The organism is Bacillus sp. UNC41MFS5, from assembly GCF_000686805.1.
In genome coordinates this window covers 396,740-418,922 of the sequence record NZ_JMLP01000005.1, presented here as the reverse complement: position 1 = coordinate 418,922, position 22,183 = coordinate 396,740, and the positions used below count along the sequence as shown (strand labels likewise).

Here is a 22,183-nt window from a genome sequence, read left to right as displayed (position 1 = left end):
ATATTTTCACTGTTTTTGCTTCATGTAAAATGATAACAGTTTTTCGTACAAGTTTCACCTTCTTTAGAAGAAGATTTGTTTTTACTACATTTTTCAGAAAAAAAGAGGCAAACCTTTATAGGTCTACCCCCCTTGTTATTGTTGAATTGCTTTCTTCTCGTATGCTTCTATAATTCTTCCAACGAGCGGATGACGAACGACATCCGTTTGTTCTAAAAAGATAAAAGATATTCCGTTGACATTTTTTAAGATTGCTTCTGCTGCAACTAAGCCGGATTTTGCCCCTTTTGGCAAATCAACTTGTGTTTGATCCCCAGTGATAACCATTTTGGACCCAAAGCCAAGTCTTGTTAAAAACATTTTCATTTGTGCATGTGTTGTATTTTGGGCTTCATCTAAGATGACAAATGCATCATCCAATGTACGCCCCCTCATATAGGCAAGCGGGGCAATCTCAATTGTCCCTCTTTCCATTAACCTTTGTGTATGCTCTGCCCCCAACACATCGTGAAGTGCATCGTATAAAGGTCTTAAATATGGATCCACTTTTTCCTTTAAGTCTCCAGGTAAAAAGCCAAGACTTTCCCCTGCCTCAACCGCTGGCCTTGTTAGGATTATTTTATTTACCTGTCCATTTTTAAGGGCGTTAACAGCCATGACAACAGCTAAATAAGTTTTACCCGTTCCAGCAGGCCCAATCCCAAATACAAGGTCATTTTTTTTGATGGCCATCACATATTGTCTTTGACCAAGTGTTTTAATTCGAATAGTTTTACCTTTTACATTTTTGCCAATTTCTTCTTCATATAAATTCACAAAATATTCTAATGTCCCTGCATTCGCCATTTGCACCGCATATAGGACATCTCTTTGACTAATATTTATCCCTTTACGGATCACAATCATTAATTTATTAAGAATCTGCCCTGCCAGAATAACCTTTTCTTCGTCCCCTGACAAACTAACTGCTTCACCACGAGTAATGACTGTGACTCCAAGTTCCTGTTCAATGATTTTTAAATTGGAATCAGAATTCCCTAGCAAACTTATTGCTTCTGCAGGATTTTCAAGCTGTACACTTATGGTAGTTAACTTTTCTGTCATTCACTAGTCTCCTTGGAAATCGGTTGTCCGACCGCAATATTTTCTATCACCTTAAAATGAATATCCAGTATAACTTTACCATTTTTATTTGCTTTGTGTAAAATTTTTTCATCCTTTATGATAGCATCCTCATCTAACTGCCCTTTTATTTGTTTTTTTGCCAGTTCAATTGCTATTTGTTGTGCCTCCTTATTAGTATAGGAACGCTGCACCTCTTCTCGCTCGCGAAGTGTCTTATTGAGATAAGAAACTGGCAATTCCCACTTCAAGAAATGAATTTTATGAACATTCTCTTCTGTTTCATAATTACTGAATTCTGGCTTACCAAACCCCCAAACTGGGAGTTCAAAATTGCCAAGTAAAATAAAATGTTTTTCCTTTTCTTTACCGTTATAGACTTTAAAGTTGGTTTCTAACGGGAGTTCAACGTGACTTTTATACCAAGTTTCGCCCCAAACTTCACCCTTAGCAGCAACCAATTCCGGATTTTCTTCTTGACCAAATGCACCGGATACTAGGAGTTGTCCCCTCTCTACGTGATCATTAATATCCACCATTTTTTGGCCATTTTCAATGTACATATTAACAATTACTGCTTTCTTTTTCGCAATCAGATTCCTCGGTGATAATTTTTCCGGTTTTTTTGGTTCATTTTTTTCGACTACCTGGAGGTGGAAGGTTGTCCCTTTTAACTCCACACCAACCCATGTTAATTCTCCAACATTATTAGTCAGTTTCCTTTGAATACCTTCCACATTATCTACAAAAAATTGCAACTTGCCAATTTTCACACCCATCTTGTCCAATTCTTTACGGATTTGGTACTCTGTTGCTGGTTTTGCGCCTTTAATTTCTATTCCCCAGATAACATTAGACAGAACCAATAATAGTAACAAGAAAATTCCTGCACCTGCTATAAAGCCGCTATTTTTCAGCATTCTGCGAAATAAAAAAGGAACCCCGTTCCTTCGTAAGAAGGATATGGAGCAATCACTTTTCCTAGCATATTGTCTAATATTCTTGGCATCTTTAAGCCTCATATTAAACGTTATTGTCTCAGTTCCATGTCTTTTGATATTCCAGATTGGAAAATCATTTCTTGTCAGGACATTTATAAATCGTTCAGTGCCCTTGCCTGATACTTTAACAGTAACCCTGCCATTAAAAAATTCGATCCACTGGTTATTCATTTTGTTCCTCCCGGATTTTCATTTATATAAATGACCTGATCAATTTTCCCTTCAAGCAAAATTTCTTCAGGTAAAATTGTTTTAATTACAAAAGATTTACCCTTTATTAATAACTGCCCTTGCTTTAACAGCAAGCGGAGTTCTTTATCAGTAAATACCAACAACCCCCGATGATTCTCAATATAGACATGAATTTGCCCAATCATCGTAATACGGGGTAAATCCATCATGACATCTTGAGGAAGATCCATTTTTTTAGCCATCCAGTTACGAACCCGCCCGGCCCAGTTTTTTGCCATAAAAAAAGAACCCCCTTTCATCTCATATTTATGAAATGAAAGGATGTTCTAGCACACCTTTTTCGTATTAACTAAGTTGATTTACCACTAACTGTTTCTCGGACGGTATGGCTTTTTAGACCGTGGTTCCCCAAGAATCTCAGCCCAGACAATACTGTTAATAAGCGTTTTTTCATCAGGATTAAGGGAGATGTCGCTTCCATCTTCCTGTCTAGGAGTTACTTCTACTTTATCAGTCTTTTGTTGGGCAACGGACATTCCGATCCGTTTGACCTCAGTCCCTTGTTTTAGTTGAAGGTATTTATTTTCAAGATTATCTTTTGGAATATCTGGAATATTCTTTGATTTTAATGGGCCATTTGTTCGGGATTCTTCAAAATCCAGTTGTTTTTTTACCAAAGTTCGAATTTCCTCAAAAGTTTCCTTTGAAAATGTTTTGTTTCTAGATGCTCCTTTCTTCCCTTTGGCATTACGGAAAACGATAGAAACAATACCGATGATAATCATAAATAGTATGCTTTCCAATAATCTCCACCCCTTTCATATCCCAAAGTGGATTATTGTCCGTCTTTTTTGTCTCCAGTCATCTTACCGATAGAACCTCTCATATCAGTGTCTGCTGAAATATTTTTATAGTTCATATAATCCATTACACCTATATTGCCCGATTTAAGTGCTTGAGCCATTGCCAGAGGAACCTCTGCCTCAGATTCTACAACCTTAGCCCTCATCTCTTGAACCTTTGCTTTCATTTCTTGTTCGAGAGCCACAGCCATCGCCCTGCGCTCTTCTGCTTTCGCTTGAGCAATTTTCTTATCTGCTTCTGCTTGCTCTGTTTGTAATTCAGCCCCAATATTTTTACCGATATCTACATCCGCAATATCGATGGAGAGGATTTCAAAGGCCGTTCCAGCATCTAGGCCTTTGGAAAGGACAGTTTGGGAAATTAAATCTGGATTCTCAAGAACCTTGCTATGACTATCTGAGGAACCAATGGTAGAGACAACACCTTCCCCGACACGAGCAACAACTGTTTCTTCCCCCGCACCACCAACAAGTCGTTCGATGTTAGCTCGAACAGTAATTCTTGCTTTCGCCTTTACTTCAATTCCATTCATTGCCACACCAGCGATAAATGGCGTCTCAATGACCTTCGGGTTAACACTCATCTGAACCGCTTCTAAAACATCACGACCAGCTAGATCAATAGCAGCACAACGTTCAAAGGATAATTCAATATTTGCCCGGTGTGCCGCAATTAGAGCATTTACAACTCTGTCAACATTACCGCCGGCTAGGTAATGGCTCTCCAGTTGATTAGTGGTAACGTTTAAACCCGCTTTATGGGCCTTTATAAGGGGATTAACCACCCTGCTTGGCGTTACCCTCCTAAGCCTCATTCCAACTAATGTAAAGATACTGATACGCACACCTGCTGCCAGAGCAGAAATCCACAACATGACCGGTACAAATGATAATAAAATCCCAAATAATATTAAGGCGACTACTACAACCGCAATAATAAAAATCGTTCCGTTACTAGCTAACATATTTAAACCCCCTTCTTAATTTAACTCTCTTACAACAATACGTGCCCCTTCGACTTTTATCACTTTAACGAGAGCGTTCTGCTCGATAAATCCTCCTTCACTAACTACATCGACTCGTTCATTATCAATAATAACCGTTCCAGCGGGCCTCAATATCGTTAGGGCGAAACCTTCCTTCCCCAACAAATCAGTCCTGTTAATATTGGAGACATATCCGTCTTCTTTCCTAGCTGAATCAAATAGGACCATTTTATTAAATAGAACAAGTTTTTTATTAAAAATCTTAATCATCATAAAGAAAACTAATACGGATAAGAAAATAGCTATTAAGATAGATACGCTAATTTGGATTGTATCTTCTCCTGCTAAAAAAAGACTTAATATTAATGCAGCGACCCCTAGTGTACCTGCAATAGCTCCAGGTAAAAAGAACTCGAGGAATATAAGGATTAAACCAGCCACAAATAATAGTAAGGTGCCATAGCCTGCAAGACCTGCTTGGAAATGGCCATAAAAGAATAAAGTGAGCGCTAACACACCGATAAATCCTGCCACACCAAACTTTGTTGAAAATAGCTCCAGTACAATTCCGATTCCCGCAATCGACAGAAGGATGGTTACAACAATCGGGTCAGTAAGAAATTGCGTCATTCGAGAGCCCCCTTTCTTTCTTAAGTCTCGACTATACTTATTACGTATGTAGATAAATTAAGTTTCATTATTAAAATTAAAAAGACTGCAGGCCAGAGACCTGCAGTCTTTATGTCAGAATACTATGAAAGGTGTTGTTGTACAAGTTTATTTACAAGTGCCCCATCTGCTTTACCCTTTACTTTAGGCATAATTGCAGACATCACTTTTCCCATTTCTGCTTTTGATTTTGCGCCGACTTCAGAAATCGTTTCTTTAACGACCTCTGCCAGTTCCTCTTCAGAAAGCTGTTTTGGCATATATAATTCAACAATAGCCAACTCCGTGCGCAACTTATCAACTAGGTCTTCACGACCAGCTTTACCAAATTCATGGAGGGAGTCTTTGCGTTGTTTTACTTCGCGAGAAAGGACCGTTAACTCAACATCTTCGGCAAGCTCTTTCGTACCGAGCTTAATAGCTTCATTTTGCAATGAAGCTTTAACCATCCGAATGACTGAGAGTTTGTCTTTTTCCTTATTTTTCATCGCTTGCTTCATATCATTATTTAAACGCTCGAGAAGACTCATTACATACACCCTCTCTTAGAACTTACGTTTTCTAGCAGCCTCAGACTTCTTCTTGCGTTTTACACTAGGCTTTTCATAGAATTCGCGCTTTCTAGCTTCTTGTATAGTACCAGATTTAGATACCGTACGTTTGAAGCGACGAAGAGCATCTTCAAGCGATTCGTTTTTACGAACAACAGTTTTAGACATTCTCTTTCCCTCCCTCCGAACACAACACACTTACATTCAATCCATGTACCTTGCAATTATAATATAACCTTGATACAAGGTCAACTGAAATTCGCACTGATAAAACAAGCTTTTTTTTTTTTATTCAAATAAACGAAAGCTAGTCTAAATATCCCCTTAAAAAGTGGCATGTCCCTCTTGGTACTACCATACAATGAAGCGAGGGGGGCCAATATAATGCTATACATATTATTATTTGTTCTTTGCATTTTATTATTTATCTTTGGGATGACCATTATTAGATTTGCACTGTTTAATTTATCTGCAAATAAATTAAAGGGTTGGCTGATAAAACTGACTAGTACTCCCTTAAAAGGAATGCTGACAGGGACATTTATTACTGCACTTTTACAAAGCAGTACCGCCGTAATGGTAATTACAATTGGGTTAATTTCAGCAAGAATAATGACCTTCCCTCAGTCAATTGGGATTATTCTCGGCACAAATATTGGAACTACCTTTAAAACAGAATTAATTACATTTAATATTGATAAAGTCCTCGTTCCTCTCGCCATTTGTGGCGCATTGCTTATTTTATTTAAAAATAAAAAAGCGAGAAGTATCGGGATGCTGCTATTTGGTATCTCTTCTGTTTTTGCATCTATGAAAGGTTTCGAGATGCTTGCTGTACCATTAACATCAATGAATTTTATCAATAATTTTATCCTTTCAATTAATGATCATATTCTTTTAAGCCTGTTAACTGGTACAATTATTACAGCTATTATTCAATCAAGTACAGCGATGACAGGAATTGCAATGAGTTTTTTATTAACTGGTCTTTTGCAGCTTGATGCAGGTATAGCTATTGTCCTTGGTGCGAATATTGGTACATGCATCACCGCTCTTATTGCTTCGATTGGAGGCGGCAAGGAATCGAGATTAGCTGCATTTGCGCATGTTTGGCTCAATGTATTTGGGGTTTTGCTTTTTATCCCACTAATCCCAACACTTACTGAAAATGCTTCACTTCTTGCAGATACAAAAAATGTACAATTAGCACATATCAGTGTCATTTTTAATGTAGTGACATCGATAATTGTCTTACCTTTTGCAACGAGATTTGGAAAGATGATTTTATTCTTACATGATAAACCACCCAAAAGACCATTAACATGATAATGAGGGTAGGAATGAAGGATTATGTACTTTTAATAGTTCCCATTCTAGACCTTTTTCTAGCTCAATGGGAACTGTGGACTTCTCACAGTGGACTTCTCACAGTGGACTTCTCACAGTGGACTTCTCACAGTGCCCGCTCTATGCTTTTTTTCTTATTACCGGGCACTGTGGACTTCTCACAGTGCCCGCTCTATGTATTTTTTCTTATTCACGGGCACTGTGAACTTCTCATAGTGCCCGCTCTATGTATTTTTTCTTATTCACGGGCACTGTGAACTTCTCATAGTGCCCGCTCTATGTATTTTTTCTTATTACCGGGCACTGTGGACTTCTCACAGTGCCCGCTCTATGCTTTTTTTCTCATTCACTCGCAATATTTAATAATTTGATGTGACTGTAAGACCATTAACGATCGCGATACTAGAACTTGCCCCGATTCTAGTTGCGCCGGCCTCAATCATTTTTTGGACATCTTCTGTACTTCTAACTCCACCGGATGCTTTTACACCCATGTCCGGACCGACTGTTTTCCTCATTAAGGCAATGTCCTCAGGTGTGGCTCCACCTGTAGAGAATCCTGTGGAAGTTTTAACAAAATCTGCACCAGCCTTCAAGGCTAGCTCACAGGCACGAATTTTTTCTTCTTTGGATAACAGACTATTTTCAATAATCACCTTTGTATGTGCCTTACCCTTTGCAGCCTCAACAACTGCTCGGATATCATTTTCCACTAATTCATCGTTATGATCTTTTAGGGCTCCAATATTAATGACCATATCCACTTCTTCTGCACCATGCTCAATAGCGTTCTTAGTTTCAAATGCTTTTGTTTCAGAAGTAGTCGCCCCTAATGGAAATCCAATTACGGTACAAACCATCACTCCACTGCCTTGCAACAATTCCTTTGCGGTACTTACCCATGTTGGGTTTACGCAAACCGAAGCAAATTTATATTCCTTTGCCTCGTGGCAGAGGGCTTCAATTTGCTGTTTTGTCGCTTCGGGCTTAAGTAGGGTATGATCAATCATTGCAGCAATATTTGTAGTAGACATGAACATACTCCCTTCGATTTTCCATTCGTATTTTCAAAAAAGAACTGAGTGAATCTGAAAGTAATTTGCTGCTGTCAATAGTTTAACCTAAACACCATAAAAAAAAAGGACCTAAATGGTCCTTAAATGGCAGCTTCTTCTTCAATAAACAATTCTGTCTTGGATATAGAATCCTCAACAACCTTAACAAATTGCCCACGATTGTATGGGTATCCGGCTTGGTTAATTTTGACTTTAACAATTTTACCAATCATATCCTCTGGTGCCGAGAAAATAACTTTCATGTAATTATCAGTGTATCCGATTAGATAACCCGAATTGGCTTCTTCTGCTGATACCTCTTCAGGAATCACTTCTAGGACTTCACCCTCAAATCTTGAAGCATATTCTTTTGCCAATTGATCGGAAAGCGTGATGAGACGATGAACTCGTTCATTTTTAATTTCTTCATCTACTTGGTCTTCCATCCGCGCAGCGGGTGTTCCTGTCCGTTTAGAATAAGGGAACACATGAAGCTCAGAAAACTTATGTTCGTTAATAAAATTATACGTTTCCATAAACTCTCCCTCAGTTTCACCTGGGAAACCGACAATGACGTCCGACGTGACAGCAAGGCCTGGAAGAACTTCTTTTAGTCGGTCTAATCTTTCTCCAAAGAACTCCATTGTATATTTACGGCGCATTCTTTTTAAGACAGAATTCGACCCTGATTGTAACGGAATATGCAAATGTCGGACCACAATAGGAGAATGTTTAATCACTTCAATAACTTCATCAGTAATCTGACTTGCTTCTATGGATGATATGCGCAGGCGCTTTAGTCCTTTTACTGCTTCCAAATCACGAAGTAATTGGGCAAGATTGTAATCCTTCATGTCTTCCCCATATCCGCCTGTGTGAATACCTGTAAGAACAATTTCCTGATAACCTGCATCAACTAATTGCTGAGCTTGCCGAATTACTTCCTTCGGATCACGTGATCTCATTAAGCCACGGGCCCAAGGAATAATACAGAACGTACAGAAATTGTTACAGCCTTCTTGGATTTTTAAAGAAGCGCGAGTCCTGTCTGTAAAGGAGGGAACATCTAGTTCTTCATAGACGCGGCTTTTCATGATATTGCCAACCCCATTAATTGGCTGACGCTCAAGCTTATATTGCTCAATATATTCAAGCATTTTTATCCGGTCCTGTGTTCCCACAACAACATCAACACCTGGAATAGCCATAATTTCTGCAGGGGATGTTTGCGCGTAACATCCTGTTACACAAATAACCGCATCAGGATTTTTCCTAACGGCACGACGAATGACTTGACGGCTTTTTTTGTCGCCTGTATTTGTTACTGTACATGTATTGATAATATAGACGTCCGAAATTGATTCAAAATCAACCCGTTCGTAACCTTCTTGTTTGAATAACTGCCAAATAGCTTCAGTTTCATAATGATTTACTTTACAACCTAAAGTATGAAACGCAACTGTTGCCATTATTTTTCACCTCATTAATTCAAAATGATAGGAAATTGCTGATAGTGCATATAAAGGGGCTGTTTCGGTACGTAATATTCTCGGACCTAACCCACAAACTGCAAATTCATGATCCTTTAATTGCTTAACTTCTTCATCAGTTAAGCCGCCTTCTGGGCCAAAAACGATAAGGAGTGTTTCGCCCTTATTGATTTTTTTAAGCGTATCAGCAAAAACGGAAGTTTCCCCATTTCTACTCTCTTCCTCAAAGGCAACTAATTTATAATGAAAATCTTTGCTTTTTAATAGCAAATCTTTAAAGCTAATTGCACTCATGACATCTGGTAAAAAGGCACGATGGGATTGCTCCGCAGCTTCTTTTGCAATCTTTTGCCATCTGTCTACTTTTTTCGCTGCTTTTTTTTCATCCCATTTAACGACTGAACGAGCTGCTGAAAATGGAAGGAATTGATGCGCACCTAGTTCTGTTCCTTTTTGGATAATCCATTCCAACTTGTCCCCTTTAGGCAGCCCACTTGCAATCGTAATTGTAATGGGCAGTTCGGAAACCTCATCTATCCATTGTACAACGTCTGCAACAACACTTGTATCGGTAATTTCTGCAAGAGCACATACTGCTTGCTTCCCTTCTAGATTAACGCAAATAATTTGGTCACCAATTTGCATGCGCATAACTTTTACGATATGATGGCGGTCTTCATCATCAATCAAAAAGCTCCTGTCATTTGCTCGTTGTTTAACAAAGTATCGTTGCACACTTTTGCACCCTCTCTAAACCATTTACACTTAATTTTACTAAAGAAAAGTCTGTTCTAAAAGCATGGCACGAAAAAAAGGGGTATGTTACCCCTCTTATTCAACCATTATATCCGTTTGGCAACAATAGCAACCCAATCTTCCATCAAAATTGTTTCGGATATCTCAAAGCCAACAGCAACTAACGCATCTTTGACTTGATCTTTTTTCTGCTGGATGATTCCAGAGGCAATGAATGATCCGCCAGGTTTGACAACTCTTGCAGCATCATCAGTAAACCGTAAAATAACCTCGGCCAAAATATTAGCTACAACAACATCAGCAGAATTTTCCTCTACACCATCTAGTAGATTATTTTGGGCAGTAACTGCTCGATCACTTACTTTATTAAGTTTAATATTCACTCTTGCTGTTGTTACTGCTACTTCATCAAGATCAAATGCACGAACATCTTCGGCACCTAGCATAGCTGCTGCAATGCTTAATACCCCCGAACCTGTTCCAACATCGATAACCCGGTCACCAGGACGAACAGTTCTTTCAAGAGCCTGAATACACAAGACAGTAGTCGGGTGTGTTCCAGTTCCAAACGCCATTCCTGGATCTAATTCAATTATTAATTCATCACTGCTGACCGGAGTATAAATCTCCCAAGTCGGTACTATTGTAAATTTTTCAGAAATTTTCACAGGATGATAATATTTTTTCCATGCTGTTGCCCATTCTTCTTCATTTACTTCACTTATTGTCACTTTATTTTTACCGATATCGATATTATGAATAATCAAATTATTAATGGATTCTTTAATTGCATCCACCGTTTCACCTAAAAAGCTATTAACCGGAAGGTACGCCTTTAAAATCACACCTTCATCTGGATAATCATCGGGATTGAGTTGATAGATTTCTCCAAATTGATCTTGTCTTTCTTTCGTCAGTTCAAATGGATCTTCAATGACTACGCCACTCGCCCCAGCTTCGTGCAAAATATGAGAAATAGGTTCAATCGCCTCATTTGTTGTGTGAATACTGATTTCAGACCATTTCACATCTACCAACTCCAATCCTTACTCGCTTTTAAAGGCACGTTTTACTTTTGAGAAAAAACTTTCTTCGTGTTCACCAATTGGAGAAGAGCCACTAAGCTCTGCGAATTCCTTTAAAAGCTGCTTCTGTTTATCCGATAACTTTGTTGGGGTAATAATCCGAACAATAATATATTGATCGCCAACACCGTATCCTCGAACGTTAGGAACACCTTTTCCTTTTAAACGGAATTTTTTCCCCGTTTGTGTACCTGCAGGAATTTTCAGTTTCACTTTCCCGTGTAAGGTAGGTACTTCAATCTCATCACCTAATGATGCTTGAACGAAAGTGATCGGCATTTCACAATAAATATCATCGCCATCTCTTTCAAAAAACTCATGTTGCCTTACATGGAATACAACATAAAGATCTCCTGGAGGTCCACCGTTAATTCCTGCTTCTCCCTGTCCTGTCATGCGGAGTTGTTGACCATCATCAATGCCCGCAGGGATTTTAACATGAATTTTCTTGCGTTTTTGTACTTTTCCTTTTCCATCGCAAGTAGAACATTTATGTTTAATTTCTTTCCCAGTCCCATTACAGTGATTGCAGGTACGTCGATTGACGATTCTTCCAAATGGAGTATTTTGCTCTACATTTAACTGACCTGTTCCATGACAGTGCTGGCATGTTTCTGGTTTCGTTCCAGGTTTTGCACCAGAACCACTGCATGTTCCACAAGTTTCTTCGCGCGGAATTTCAATATCTGTTTCTTTCCCAAAGGCTGCTTCTTCAAAAGAAACCGTCATCGTGTATTGAAGATCTGCTCCTTGTCTTGGTGCGTTTGGATCACGTCTTCTTCCGCCTCCACCGCCGCCAAAGAAAGTATTAAAGATATCTTCAAATCCTCCAAAGCCGCCGCCAAAATCGCTACCGCCAAAGCCTTGGTTTGGATCTGTATGGCCGAATTGATCATAATGGGCCTTTTTCTGATCATCGCTTAATACTTCATATGCTTCTGTTATTTCTTTAAATTTATCTGCCGCATCTGCTGCTTTATTTATATCTGGATGATATTGTTTTGATAGCTTTCGATAGGCTTTTTTTATTTCATCCTTTGAAGCACTTTTACTAAGCCCTAGTACTTCATAGTAATCCCGTTTACTCATGATTACCCACTCCCGAATCTGTCACATAAAGGTTATTGTATCATTCATCACAATGTTAATGCAATAAAAAAGCCAAAGCCCATAGTTCTGACTTTGACTTTTTTCTGAGCTGTAAAAACTCTTATAAATGTCTAGCTCCAGCGCCTAGGGGCTCGGGGTCATAAGCCAATCTGTCAAGAAGGTAAAAAGCAACCTTCTCGCCAGCTCGTCTTATGCCTGTCGCCCCTGAACAAGGCGCTTCCGCTTTTCTACTTATCTTCTTTTACTTCTTCAAATTCTGCGTCAACAACATCATCTTTAGGACCTGCAGTATTTCCAGCTTCAGGGCCACCCTGTTGGGCTTGCTGAGCAGCTGCCGCTTGTTCATAAAGTTTAACTGTTAGAGCTTGAACGATTTCTTGTAATGCATCCTTTTTCGCACGGATTTCTTCAAGGTCGTTTTTCTCAATCGCAGCTTTTAACGCATCCTTAGCTTCATTAGCTTGAGCTACTTCACCAGCATCAACCTTACCTTCAAGATCCTTTAAGGTCTTTTCGGTTGTAAAGACAAGTTGATCTGCTTCGTTACGAAGTTCCACTTCTTCTTTACGCAGTCTATCTGCTTCTGCGTTTTCTTCAGCTTCTCTAACCATGTTTTGAATTTCTTCATCTGATAGTCCAGTTGAAGACTTAATTGTGATTTGTTGTTCTTTATTTGTGCCAAGGTCTTTTGCACGAACATTTACGATACCGTTCTTATCGATGTCAAAGTTCACTTCAATTTGCGGAATTCCACGTGGTGCCGGTGGAATATCAGATAATTGGAAGCGTCCTAATGTCTTGTTATTAGCAGCCATTGGACGTTCCCCTTGAAGAACATGGATATCAACAGCAGTCTGATTATCAGCAGCAGTTGAGAACACTTGTGATTTAGATGTAGGGATTGTTGTATTACGATCGATTAGCTTCGTAAATACACCACCCATTGTTTCAATACCAAGGGAAAGTGGTGTAACGTCAAGCAATACAACGTCTTTTACATCCCCAGTAATAACTCCACCTTGAATCGCAGCACCCATTGCTACCACTTCATCTGGGTTAACCCCACGATGCGGCTCTTGTCCTGTCGCTTTTTTAATTGCTTCTTGAACAGCCGGAATACGTGTTGAACCACCAACTAGGATTACTTTATCAATTTCTGAAGGCGTTAAACCAGCATCGCTTAATGCTTGGCGAGTTGGACCCATTGTACGCTCTACAAGATGAGCAGATAATTCGTCAAACTTTGCTCTAGTCATGGTTACTTCAAGGTGAAGCGGACCAGCGGCACCAGCAGTGATAAATGGTAATGAAATTTGCGTAGAAGTTACACCTGATAAGTCCTTTTTCGCCTTTTCAGCCGCATCCTTTAAGCGTTGTAGTGCCATTTTATCTTGTGAGAGGTCAATTCCATTTTCTTTTTTGAATTGGTCTACAAGGTAATCAATAACGACTTGGTCAAAATCATCTCCGCCAAGGCGATTATCACCAGCAGTTGATTTAACTTGGAAAACTCCATCGCCTAATTCTAGGATTGAAACGTCAAATGTACCACCGCCAAGGTCATAAACAAGTATTGTTTGATCTTCGTCGGTTTTGTCTAATCCATATGCAAGTGCAGCTGCAGTTGGCTCGTTGATAATACGTTCTACTTCAAGACCAGCAATTTTCCCTGCATCTTTTGTTGCTTGACGTTCTGCATCATTAAAGTACGCTGGTACTGTAATTACTGCCTTTGTAACTGGCTCGCCTAGATAATCTTCTGCATAAGACTTTAAGTATTGAAGAATAATCGCAGATAATTCTTGTGGTGTATACTCTTTACCTTCAATTTCCACTTTATAATTTGTGCCCATATGACGTTTGATGGACATGATAGTGTTTGGATTTGTAATTGCTTGACGTTTAGCCACTTCACCAACTTGGCGTTCCCCATTTTTAAAGGCGATTACGGAAGGAGCCGTACGATTCCCTTCTGGATTTGGAATAACCTTTGGTTCGCCACCTTCAAGGACAGCAACACAAGAGTTGGTTGTACCAAGGTCGATACCGATAATTTTACTCATTTCCTTTTCCTCCTAGAAAAAATATGTAGTTTTATTGATTTACTTTCACCATTGCAGGTCGGATAACACGGTCTTTTAATAAATAACCTTTTTGAAATTCATCAGTGACAATGTTTGAGCCATAGTTCTCATCCTCACCCTGCATGACAGCTTGGTGCTGATGCGGATCAAACTCTTTACCTACAGATTCAATTGGTTCAACACCTTCAATTTTCAGGGCATCAAGCAAACTGCGGTAAACCATGTCCATTCCTTGTAAAAGTGTCTTAGTTTGTTCATTATCTGCTTCAATTTTCATTGCTCTTTCAAAGTTGTCAATTGCAGGCAATAAATCTGTAATAAGTTTTTGTGCTCTATATTTTTGGCCCGCTTCTAGATCTAATCTAGAACGTCTCCGGAAATTATCAAAGTCTGCTTGCAAGCGTAGATATCGATTATCTGCTTCCTCTAACTTTTCTTTCAGCAATTGAATTTCTTGGTCCTTTTCATCAACCACTGAATCCTCTGCTTGTTCTGCTGCTGCACCTTCGTCAAAAACAGTCTCAACCGTTTTTTCTTCGGTAAGTTCAACATTATCAGTACTTTCAACTTCCATTTCTTCATTTAACGTTTTGTTATTCTCATTTGTCAACTTACTCACCTCCCTTAAAGCATTTGCTGTCATTTATAGGATAATTCATCTTCATAGTAAAGGGGGGTGAAACAGGTATTTCACCCATATTCAATATTACCCGAGCTATTTATTTTGATACAATTTCGTCCATACAGCCGTTAAATCCTTACTTAAAAATTGTAATAAGCTAATGACTCGGGAATACTCCATCCTTGTAGGGCCTAGAATGGCGATCGTCCCTAAATTTTCAACACCAGCCGAGTAGGTAGCTGTGATTAAGCTGCAATTATCCATGACACTATTATTATTTTCCGTACCAATTTTCACCTGAATTCCAGCCGAATCATTTCTGATTAAATTATAAATCCACTCTTCCTGGTCAATCATCGTTAATAGGCTGCGGAGTTTTGTTACATCATGAAACTCTGGCTGGCTTAACATATTGGTCTTTCCAGCGAAGAAAAGTTTTTCATTAACTGGCATTTTTAATGAATCTGCGATAGTATGCAGCATGAAGTCATAACCATGGATATGCTGCCTTAAAAGCATTGCTACTTCTTTATAAATCTTATCATTTAGGTCTTCAAGAGGAACGCCTGATAAACGATCGTTCAAAATATTTACTGTTTTTTCTAAATCACTGGCATCTACTGATGCTGGTAAAGAAAAGGTCCTATTTTCTACATGGCCCGTATCAGTAACAAAAATAGCTACGGCTGTTTCTTTGTTTAACGGGATAATTTGAATTTTTTTCAACTTATTAATACTAACAGCCGGACCTAGAACAATTGATGTGTAGTTCGTTAAGTCCGATAATATTTTTGCGGACCTTTGGATAATTTTTTCAAATTCAAAAATTTTCTCTGCAAAAATCGACTGAATGATAGATGTATCATGTTGATTTAATACCTGCGGAGACAATAGATGATCCACATAATAGCGATATCCTTTTTCCGACGGGACACGACCTGAAGAGGTATGTGTCTTTTCAATATACCCCAACTCTTCAAGGTCGGACATTTCATTTCGAATGGTTGCCGAACTGAAAGAAATCTCTTTCTTTTTTGACAAACTTCTTGAGCCGACTGGTTGGGCAGATCGAATAAAGTCATCAACAATAACCTGAAGAATTAACAATTGACGATCTGTTAGCAACATTCATCACCTCTGTTAGCACTCTTAGTTAACGAGTGCTAATTATATTAATAAATTATCAAATGAAGGGGGATGGTGTCAATCAAAAAGAACAGTAAACCTCTTTTATCAAGACAATAATTATTATCTTGCTTACCTTAAAAATGCCTGGAATACCTCATTTCCTAGCAGTCTCCCCTTTTTCGTTAAAAATATATGATTTTTTCCCACATCTAACCACTGTTTTGCCGTTAATTCACTAATCTCTTTTTCGAATAATTGAAGGGGGTCTTTCGCAAATTTTTCAATAAAATGAGGAATGAAAACACCGGCAGTTTTTCGCAGCCCCAAAAACATTTCTTCTTCCATTTGCTCAATTTTTGAAGTTTGATGTTCTTCCATTACCGGCAGGATCCCATTGTTTATTTGCTCCATATACCTTTTTAAGGGACCAATATTCGAACGTCTTATCCCATTTAAATAGCTATGTGCACCTGCCCCAAACCCATAATAGGAATCGTTATTCCAATAGGTAAGGTTATGTCTGCTCTCATACCCTGGTTTAGAAAAATTACTAATTTCATATTGGTTGAAGCCATGCTTTTCCATTTCTTCCATTAGCAATTCGTACATCGCAGCTTCCACATCCTCACCAGGAGTTGGCAGTTTTCCTTTTTTCAGTAAATTATAAAAAACTGTTTTTGGTTCAATGATTAAGGAATAGCCAGAATAGTGTGTGATATCAAGCGAAAAAGCCTCTTTTAATGTTTCTTTAAAATCTGAGAGAGTTTGAGAAGGTAAACTAAAGATAAGATCAATACTGATATTTTCAAATCCTAAAGATTTTGCGTTATCAATTGTTTGGTATACATCTTTCGCTTTGTGGACACGGCCGATTTTTTGCAGTAGTTCCTCATTAAACGTTTGAACTCCAAGGCTAATCCGGTTAACCCCAGCCTCTTTTAATATTTCTAATTTCCCTGCCGTTAAGTCACCAGGATTCGCCTCGAAGGTAAATTCTATAGTCTCATGCTTTGGTAAATTTCTGTTAATACTTTCACAAAATTGATAAAGTTGCTTCTCATTTAACGATGTCGGTGTACCCCCACCAACAAATATCGTTTCAAGAGCAGTTGTTGGAAATTGGGCTAAAGTCAGTTTCATTTCTTGTTCAAGTGCTTTTAAGTAGTCATCAACCGGCTGCCCCTTTAGATATACTTTATTAAAATCACAATAATGGCAAATATGCTCACAAAAAGGGATATGGAGATAGGCTGATTTAATCATTTCGTTCACTTCCTCATTCTTCAACAAAAAGAGGCTAGAATTCGCCTGAAAAAATGGCTTGTCCTAACCCCCAGCTAGTTTATTTTTTTGTGTTGCTATCGTCCATTTTTAAGACAGCCATAAATGCTTCTTGTGGTACTTCAACGGATCCTACTTGCTTCATCCGCTTTTTACCTTCTTTTTGCTTTTCTAATAATTTTCGTTTACGGGAAATATCTCCGCCATAACATTTGGCTAAAACGTTTTTACGCATAGCCTTAATTGTAGAACGTGCAATAATTTTCTGACCTACTGCTGCCTGTATAGGAACTTCAAACTGCTGCCTTGGAATTAGCTCCTTCAGTTTTTCAACAATAATCTTCCCTCGTTCATAGGCGAAGTCTTTATGGACAATAAAGCTTAATGCATCCACTTTTTCAGCATTTAACAATATGTCCATTTTAACAAGGCTGGACGGTTTATAACCAATGAGCTCGTAATCAAAGGATGCGTAACCTCTAGTGCTTGATTTCAATTGATCAAAGAAATCATAAACAATTTCTGCTAATGGCATCTCATAGATAATACTTACCCTATTTTCTGCCAGGTATTCCATTGTCACAAAAATACCACGTTTTTGTTGGCAAAGTTCCATAATGGTCCCTACATAATCATTTGGAGCCATCATAGTAGCTTTAACATAAGGCTCTTCGACACGGTCAATTTTTTGTGGATCCGGTAAATCTGATGGATTGTCGACCCTTATTTCAGAGCCATCTGTCATATGAACATGATAGATAACACTCGGTGCTGTCGTAATTAAATCAATTTTAAATTCGCGTTCAATCCGTTCTTGAATAATCTCCATATGAAGCAATCCTAAGAATCCACAACGGAAACCGAATCCAAGTGCTTGTGAAGTTTCTGGTTCAAATTGAAGGGAAGAATCATTTAACTGAAGCTTTTCAAGTGCTTCACGCAGATCATTAAACTTCGCTGTATCAATTGGGTAAAGTCCACAGTAAACCATTGGGTTTAGTTTCCGGTAACCTGGAAGTGGCTCTGTTGCCCCATTTTTTGCATTTGTAATCGTATCCCCCACACGAGTGTCGCCGACATTTTTTATTGATGCTGATAAAAAGCCAACATCACCAATGGTTAACTCATCACGCATGGTTGCTTTTGGTGTAAATACGCCTACCTCATTTACTTCAAATTCTTTCCCGGTAGCCATCATTCTTACTTTATCGCCCACCTTAACTGTTCCTTCGACCACACGAATGTACGCGACAACACCACGGTAGGCGTCATAAAGAGAATCGAAAATAAGGGCCTTTAATGGTGCTTCTGGGTCTCCCTGTGGTGCAGGGACTTTTTGAACGACTTGTTCAAGGATTTCTTCAATCCCAATCCCAGCCTTTGCTGAAGCTAACACGGCTTCCGAAGCGTCCAAACCGATGACATCCTCAATTTCTCCTCGAACACGCTCTGGATCTGCACTAGGTAAGTCAATTTTGTTAATGACTGGTAAAATTTCAAGGTCGTTATCAAGGGCTAGATAAACGTTGGCTAGTGTCTGTGCTTCAATTCCTTGTGCAGCGTCAACGACTAAAACAGCCCCTTCACATGCTGCAAGGCTCCTTGATACCTCATACGTAAAATCGACATGTCCCGGTGTATCAATTAAATGGAAAATATATTCTTCTCCATCTTTTGCTTTGTATGTTAACTGGACGGCATTTAATTTAATGGTAATTCCACGTTCTCTTTCAAGGTCCATCGAATCAAGGAGCTGATCTTTCATTTCCCGAGAGGTCAATGCATTGGTTTTCTCCAAGATTCGGTCAGCTAATGTTGATTTCCCATGATCGATATGGGCAATAATTGAGAAATTTCTAATCTTTGATTGTCGTTTGAGTCTTTCATTATTGTTCACGGTCTTTCACTCCTACTATACTCGCACATATACACTATTTTGAATTATATCAATAGGATTAACAAGATTCAATCAAAATCGAAAAGCGGCACCCAACTGGTGCCACTTCGATTATTTTAATCAGCAATAAGATGAACTAATTTTTCAGAAACCCCTGATATCCCCTCAGACATCTTCTTCCCCATAGAAGAGAAAAAATTATATGCACTTATTTGTTCGAGTTTCTTTTGCTTAGCCTCAAGATCATGACTTGAGATTTCGTTTCCCAAGAAGGTAGCTTGAAAGTTATTGTCTGTCCCATTTAAACGAACAGCATTTTGAAAGTTTGGATCATCATAGCCTTTCATTTTATGAATACCATCATTAGCCAATTGCATACCTACTAAAACAGAGATTAACATGAGAGCAGCCAAGCATAAGCTTTTTAACATGAACATCTTCATAAAAAATGCTCCCTTACATCTATTGTTCTTTTGTTGATTGTTCAACATCCTGGTTAACTTTTTCAGCCTCCCAGTAAAAATCACTAAACACATCGGCAAGGGCATCAGCCGAACGATTTAATTCTTCAAACGTATTATCAACACCGCCAAATTCAATCAAGATTACATTATTTGATAGGTTTTGATTATAAACAGCATTCCCACTATATTTCACGAAAACACCTCTGCTTAAACCTTTATACTTTTTTTCTAAACTTTTATGCAGTTCGGTTGCTAATTTCTCGTTCTTCTCATGATTTGGATTTTTACCGCCGATGATAAAGGCGAGCTTTGCATATGACTTTCCGTTAATTGTAATGGTTGATTTATCTTTGCGGTTAGAATCCCTATGAATATCGATAAAGTAATGTAAATCACGATCCGATGCCATTGCCGTTTGAACAACTGAGCGGGATTCCTGGTAAGAACTAGGATATTTCAAACCTTTTTTATTGAGGTTTGCCTGAACATCCGTTTTATCTAAAAAGGTTCCAATTCCTCTATCTTCCAAACTTGTCTTTAAGTGATCACCAATTTTTGTTACGTTGATTTTTGAATGAAAGGCTAAATTCGGATTGGTAACACCCTTTAAATAGGGCAAATAAGATTCCCTGTTATGTGTAAAGTATAGATAGACAACCTTACGTGAGCCTGTTGTCTGACTAGGTGCAGGAAGTGAATTTTCATCCTCAGGCTTTTCTAAACCCTCTAAATTTTGTAACGATGCCTCTCGCTCTGCTTTCATTATTTCAATGGGCGGGGCAGATTCAATTGGCATATTTGTGTAGTTTGTCCCTTCACCAGCCACTAGAATTTTACCATCAAATTGATAAAATCCTGGCAGCTCTCTACCAAGGAGACTGCGGGGATCATTTAAGTTAATATTGCTTGATAACTTAAATACCAAGTTCGTTAAAGTAGGAGTTGAAGTCCAATCTTGTTCAACCGACAAGAAATGATGATTTTCCCAACCCATTAATTGATAGAGCAATTCCCCATTCACATTTGTTGCTGCCTGATTAACCGAAGACGACATAAGTCGATATTGTGGCTTTAACGAGGTTAATAATCCACTAATAGAGAAAATCAATAGTATAAATAGTAACAATAATCCAGCGGCTTTAAGTAGACTTGTCCCTTGCACCATAACAAAAGTTCCTGAATTTCTAGCTTTCATGGTTCCACCTCGCAAAACGTATTCTAGTAAATGATATGAAGCTACTAGAATTGGTAGAACCCGAATTTTAACTTAAGAGGCATCCTTTCAAATAAATAGATTTGAAAGATGCCTCTCGTCGTTCCTTTATTTTGTATAGTAGCCAGCATTCCCTTGGTCAACAGCACCATGAAGTGAAGAATTTAAACCGTTGGCAATAAGATTGGCCATATCTTCAATAAAAACATCAACTTCCTTAGGAGTAACCATTAAATTATGACCAATTGGAGATAAAACTTCATAAATTAATTTTCTTTTCTCCTCATCTTCTAAGGTCCCAATCATTCCAAGAAAGGTTTTCCTGTGCTTTTCTTCCGGTAAGTCCTCTTCAGTCAACTTTCGCTTTTCACCGAAACTCATGCCTGCTGGTGCAAGTGATCTTGAAGGACGATTGCCCTCCTTAAGCTCTTTTCCAAAGTGCTTAAGTATAAAATCGATGGTGTCACTTGTAATGGACACAGCATCTACCACGGTCGGAACCCCAATTGCAATAACAGGTATCCCTAAGGTTTCTTTACTCAATTCTTTTCTTTTATTACCAACCCCCGAACCAGGATGTATACCTGTATCGGAAATTTGGATGGTTGAATTAACCCGTTCAATCGAACGAGATGCAAGGGCGTCAATAGCAATAACAAAATCAGGTCTTGTTTTTTCCACTACACCAAAAATAATATCGCTTGTTTCAATCCCCGTTAATCCCATAACACCTGGTGAAAGGGCACTAACGGACCTGAAGCCTTCCTCTACATTTTCCGGCTGCAACTGAAACAGATGGCGGGTAACCAGCAAATTTTCACACACCATCGGTCCTAGGGCATCCGGGGTCACATTCCAATTACCTAGACCCACCACAAGACATGAATCTGTTTTTTTTATTCCAGACCCCTCCAAAAAGTAGGAGAACTCTCTAGCAAAAATTTCCTCCACCTTTTGCTGTACCTCTGTATTTTGCTGGCGAATCCCTTGTACTTCAACAGTTAAATACCTGCCTGCTTTTTTTCCCAGATGCTGTTCGCCTTGTTTTGTCACTTCGACTAAAGAAATCTTTATGTCATCCACATCTTTTTCCTTAATAATCACGCCTTCAATTTGCGAAAGATCTTTCTCTTGCCCGACTGACCCTTTTTGCTGTGTAAGGACCATCTCTCTAGCTTCAATCGCCAAATCCGTTCGAACAGAATATTGACTTAAGTCAATTGACTTATCCATTAATATTCACTCCCATCAAATCTTTCAAAAGTCT

Annotated in this window: 22 protein-coding genes; 1 reads left to right on the top strand and 21 read right to left on the bottom strand. The window is 38.7% G+C overall.

All coding sequences use genetic code 11. The annotated features are described in order from the left end of the window. Positions 1-135: 135 nt before the first annotated feature. The 8 genes from BR30_RS0102135 to rpsU form a co-directional block, all read right to left on the bottom strand. The gene (locus BR30_RS0102135) at positions 136-1,104 is read right to left on the bottom strand and encodes a PhoH family protein (protein ID WP_026563541.1); all 969 of its coding nucleotides are present in this window, start codon (positions 1,102-1,104) and stop codon (positions 136-138) included. Then, the gene (yqfD, locus tag BR30_RS0102130; RefSeq protein ID WP_026563540.1) at positions 1,101-2,294 is read right to left on the bottom strand and encodes a sporulation protein YqfD; all 1,194 of its coding nucleotides are present in this window, start codon (positions 2,292-2,294) and stop codon (positions 1,101-1,103) included. Before yqfD ends, BR30_RS0102135 begins: the two co-directional genes overlap by 4 nt. Next, on the bottom strand, positions 2,291-2,593 hold the full coding sequence (gene yqfC / locus BR30_RS0102125; RefSeq protein ID WP_026563539.1) for a sporulation protein YqfC: 303 nt from the start codon (positions 2,591-2,593) through the stop codon (positions 2,291-2,293). The genes yqfD and yqfC overlap by 4 nt, the downstream gene beginning before the upstream one ends. 87 nt (positions 2,594-2,680) lie before the next feature. Further along, complete coding sequence (locus BR30_RS0102120) at positions 2,681-3,118, bottom strand: hypothetical protein (RefSeq protein WP_026563538.1); 438 nt, start codon at positions 3,116-3,118, stop codon at positions 2,681-2,683. Between the two features lie 32 nt (positions 3,119-3,150). After that, on the bottom strand, positions 3,151-4,143 hold the full coding sequence (floA, locus tag BR30_RS0102115) for a flotillin-like protein FloA (protein WP_026563537.1): 993 nt from the start codon (positions 4,141-4,143) through the stop codon (positions 3,151-3,153). A gap of 15 nt (positions 4,144-4,158) precedes the next feature. Continuing rightward, complete coding sequence (locus BR30_RS0102110) at positions 4,159-4,794, bottom strand: NfeD family protein (RefSeq protein WP_026563536.1); 636 nt, start codon at positions 4,792-4,794, stop codon at positions 4,159-4,161. 122 nt (positions 4,795-4,916) lie between these two features. Then, complete coding sequence (locus BR30_RS0102105; RefSeq protein WP_026563535.1) at positions 4,917-5,363, bottom strand: GatB/YqeY domain-containing protein; 447 nt, start codon at positions 5,361-5,363, stop codon at positions 4,917-4,919. A 15-nt stretch (positions 5,364-5,378) separates the two neighbouring features. Continuing rightward, positions 5,379-5,552, bottom strand: coding sequence for a 30S ribosomal protein S21 (gene rpsU, locus BR30_RS0102100; RefSeq protein WP_015595024.1), 174 nt, complete (start codon positions 5,550-5,552; stop codon positions 5,379-5,381). Between the two features lie 216 nt (positions 5,553-5,768). On the opposite strand from rpsU, the gene BR30_RS0102095 reads away from it, so the two are divergent. Continuing rightward, the gene (locus BR30_RS0102095; RefSeq protein ID WP_026563534.1) at positions 5,769-6,710 is read left to right on the top strand and encodes a Na/Pi symporter; all 942 of its coding nucleotides are present in this window, start codon (positions 5,769-5,771) and stop codon (positions 6,708-6,710) included. Between the two features lie 380 nt (positions 6,711-7,090). Here the strand turns inward: BR30_RS0102095 and deoC are convergent, their stop codons facing one another. From deoC to gpr, 13 genes are all read right to left on the bottom strand, one after another. Further along, the gene (deoC, locus tag BR30_RS0102090) at positions 7,091-7,765 is read right to left on the bottom strand and encodes a deoxyribose-phosphate aldolase (protein ID WP_035444944.1); all 675 of its coding nucleotides are present in this window, start codon (positions 7,763-7,765) and stop codon (positions 7,091-7,093) included. A gap of 122 nt (positions 7,766-7,887) precedes the next feature. Continuing rightward, positions 7,888-9,255 carry a tRNA (N(6)-L-threonylcarbamoyladenosine(37)-C(2))-methylthiotransferase MtaB gene (gene mtaB / locus BR30_RS0102085; protein WP_026563532.1) on the bottom strand — a complete coding sequence of 456 codons (1,368 nt, stop codon included), beginning with the start codon at positions 9,253-9,255 and terminating at the stop codon, positions 7,888-7,890. A 6-nt stretch (positions 9,256-9,261) separates the two neighbouring features. Further along, the gene (locus BR30_RS0102080) at positions 9,262-10,011 is read right to left on the bottom strand and encodes a 16S rRNA (uracil(1498)-N(3))-methyltransferase (RefSeq protein ID WP_026563531.1); all 750 of its coding nucleotides are present in this window, start codon (positions 10,009-10,011) and stop codon (positions 9,262-9,264) included. A 107-nt stretch (positions 10,012-10,118) separates the two neighbouring features. Next, positions 10,119-11,060: a 50S ribosomal protein L11 methyltransferase gene (gene prmA, locus BR30_RS0102075; RefSeq protein WP_026563530.1), complete on the bottom strand. Its 942-nt coding sequence runs from the start codon at positions 11,058-11,060 to the stop codon at positions 10,119-10,121. A gap of 18 nt (positions 11,061-11,078) precedes the next feature. Then, positions 11,079-12,206 carry a molecular chaperone DnaJ gene (gene dnaJ, locus BR30_RS0102070; RefSeq protein WP_026563529.1) on the bottom strand — a complete coding sequence of 376 codons (1,128 nt, stop codon included), beginning with the start codon at positions 12,204-12,206 and terminating at the stop codon, positions 11,079-11,081. A 248-nt stretch (positions 12,207-12,454) separates the two neighbouring features. Further along, positions 12,455-14,290: a molecular chaperone DnaK gene (gene dnaK, locus BR30_RS0102065; RefSeq protein ID WP_026563528.1), complete on the bottom strand. Its 1,836-nt coding sequence runs from the start codon at positions 14,288-14,290 to the stop codon at positions 12,455-12,457. A gap of 31 nt (positions 14,291-14,321) precedes the next feature. Then, positions 14,322-14,921: a nucleotide exchange factor GrpE gene (gene grpE, locus BR30_RS0102060; protein ID WP_026563527.1), complete on the bottom strand. Its 600-nt coding sequence runs from the start codon at positions 14,919-14,921 to the stop codon at positions 14,322-14,324. A gap of 105 nt (positions 14,922-15,026) precedes the next feature. Next, positions 15,027-16,058 carry a heat-inducible transcriptional repressor HrcA gene (hrcA, locus tag BR30_RS0102055; protein WP_026563526.1) on the bottom strand — a complete coding sequence of 344 codons (1,032 nt, stop codon included), beginning with the start codon at positions 16,056-16,058 and terminating at the stop codon, positions 15,027-15,029. Between the two features lie 132 nt (positions 16,059-16,190). Beyond that, positions 16,191-17,324, bottom strand: a complete 1,134-nt coding sequence (hemW, locus tag BR30_RS0102050) for a radical SAM family heme chaperone HemW (protein ID WP_026563525.1) — start codon at positions 17,322-17,324, stop codon at positions 16,191-16,193. A gap of 79 nt (positions 17,325-17,403) precedes the next feature. Next, complete coding sequence (gene lepA, locus BR30_RS0102045) at positions 17,404-19,239, bottom strand: translation elongation factor 4 (RefSeq protein ID WP_026563524.1); 1,836 nt, start codon at positions 19,237-19,239, stop codon at positions 17,404-17,406. 116 nt (positions 19,240-19,355) lie between these two features. After that, entirely contained in the window at positions 19,356-19,682 is a 327-nt protein-coding gene (locus tag BR30_RS0102040) for a DUF3679 domain-containing protein (RefSeq protein ID WP_026563523.1), read from the bottom strand. A 19-nt stretch (positions 19,683-19,701) separates the two neighbouring features. Then, a complete protein-coding gene (spoIIP, locus tag BR30_RS0102035) occupies positions 19,702-20,898 on the bottom strand; it encodes a stage II sporulation protein P (RefSeq protein ID WP_026563522.1) in 1,197 nt (398 codons plus the stop codon). Positions 20,899-21,024: 126 nt separating this feature from the next. Further along, the gene (gpr, locus tag BR30_RS0102030) at positions 21,025-22,149 is read right to left on the bottom strand and encodes a GPR endopeptidase (RefSeq protein ID WP_026563521.1); all 1,125 of its coding nucleotides are present in this window, start codon (positions 22,147-22,149) and stop codon (positions 21,025-21,027) included. Between the last annotated feature and the right edge of the window lie 34 nt (positions 22,150-22,183).

What these genes read in the sequence shown, in the direction of transcription:
- hemW (WP_026563525.1), bottom strand. Translation starts at nt 17,324, where the DNA reads ATGATTAAATCAGCCTATCTCCATATCCCTTTTTGTGAGCATATTTGC.
- spoIIP (WP_026563522.1), bottom strand. Translation starts at nt 20,898, where the DNA reads ATGAAAGCTAGAAATTCAGGAACTTTTGTTATGGTGCAAGGGACAAGT.
- BR30_RS0102040 (WP_026563523.1), bottom strand. Translation starts at nt 19,682, where the DNA reads ATGAAGATGTTCATGTTAAAAAGCTTATGCTTGGCTGCTCTCATGTTA.
- mtaB (WP_026563532.1), bottom strand. Translation starts at nt 9,255, where the DNA reads ATGGCAACAGTTGCGTTTCATACTTTAGGTTGTAAAGTAAATCATTAT.
- dnaK (WP_026563528.1), bottom strand. Translation starts at nt 14,290, where the DNA reads ATGAGTAAAATTATCGGTATCGACCTTGGTACAACCAACTCTTGTGTT.
- yqfD (WP_026563540.1), bottom strand. Translation starts at nt 2,294, where the DNA reads ATGAATAACCAGTGGATCGAATTTTTTAATGGCAGGGTTACTGTTAAA.
- BR30_RS0102135 (WP_026563541.1), bottom strand. Translation starts at nt 1,104, where the DNA reads ATGACAGAAAAGTTAACTACCATAAGTGTACAGCTTGAAAATCCTGCA.
- floA (WP_026563537.1), bottom strand. Translation starts at nt 4,143, where the DNA reads ATGTTAGCTAGTAACGGAACGATTTTTATTATTGCGGTTGTAGTAGTC.
- BR30_RS0102095 (WP_026563534.1), top strand. Translation starts at nt 5,769, where the DNA reads ATGCTATACATATTATTATTTGTTCTTTGCATTTTATTATTTATCTTT.
- dnaJ (WP_026563529.1), bottom strand. Translation starts at nt 12,206, where the DNA reads ATGAGTAAACGGGATTACTATGAAGTACTAGGGCTTAGTAAAAGTGCT.
- rpsU (WP_015595024.1), bottom strand. Translation starts at nt 5,552, where the DNA reads ATGTCTAAAACTGTTGTTCGTAAAAACGAATCGCTTGAAGATGCTCTT.
- BR30_RS0102110 (WP_026563536.1), bottom strand. Translation starts at nt 4,794, where the DNA reads ATGACGCAATTTCTTACTGACCCGATTGTTGTAACCATCCTTCTGTCG.
- BR30_RS0102105 (WP_026563535.1), bottom strand. Translation starts at nt 5,363, where the DNA reads ATGAGTCTTCTCGAGCGTTTAAATAATGATATGAAGCAAGCGATGAAA.
- yqfC (WP_026563539.1), bottom strand. Translation starts at nt 2,593, where the DNA reads ATGGCAAAAAACTGGGCCGGGCGGGTTCGTAACTGGATGGCTAAAAAA.
- deoC (WP_035444944.1), bottom strand. Translation starts at nt 7,765, where the DNA reads ATGTCTACTACAAATATTGCTGCAATGATTGATCATACCCTACTTAAG.
- gpr (WP_026563521.1), bottom strand. Translation starts at nt 22,149, where the DNA reads ATGGATAAGTCAATTGACTTAAGTCAATATTCTGTTCGAACGGATTTG.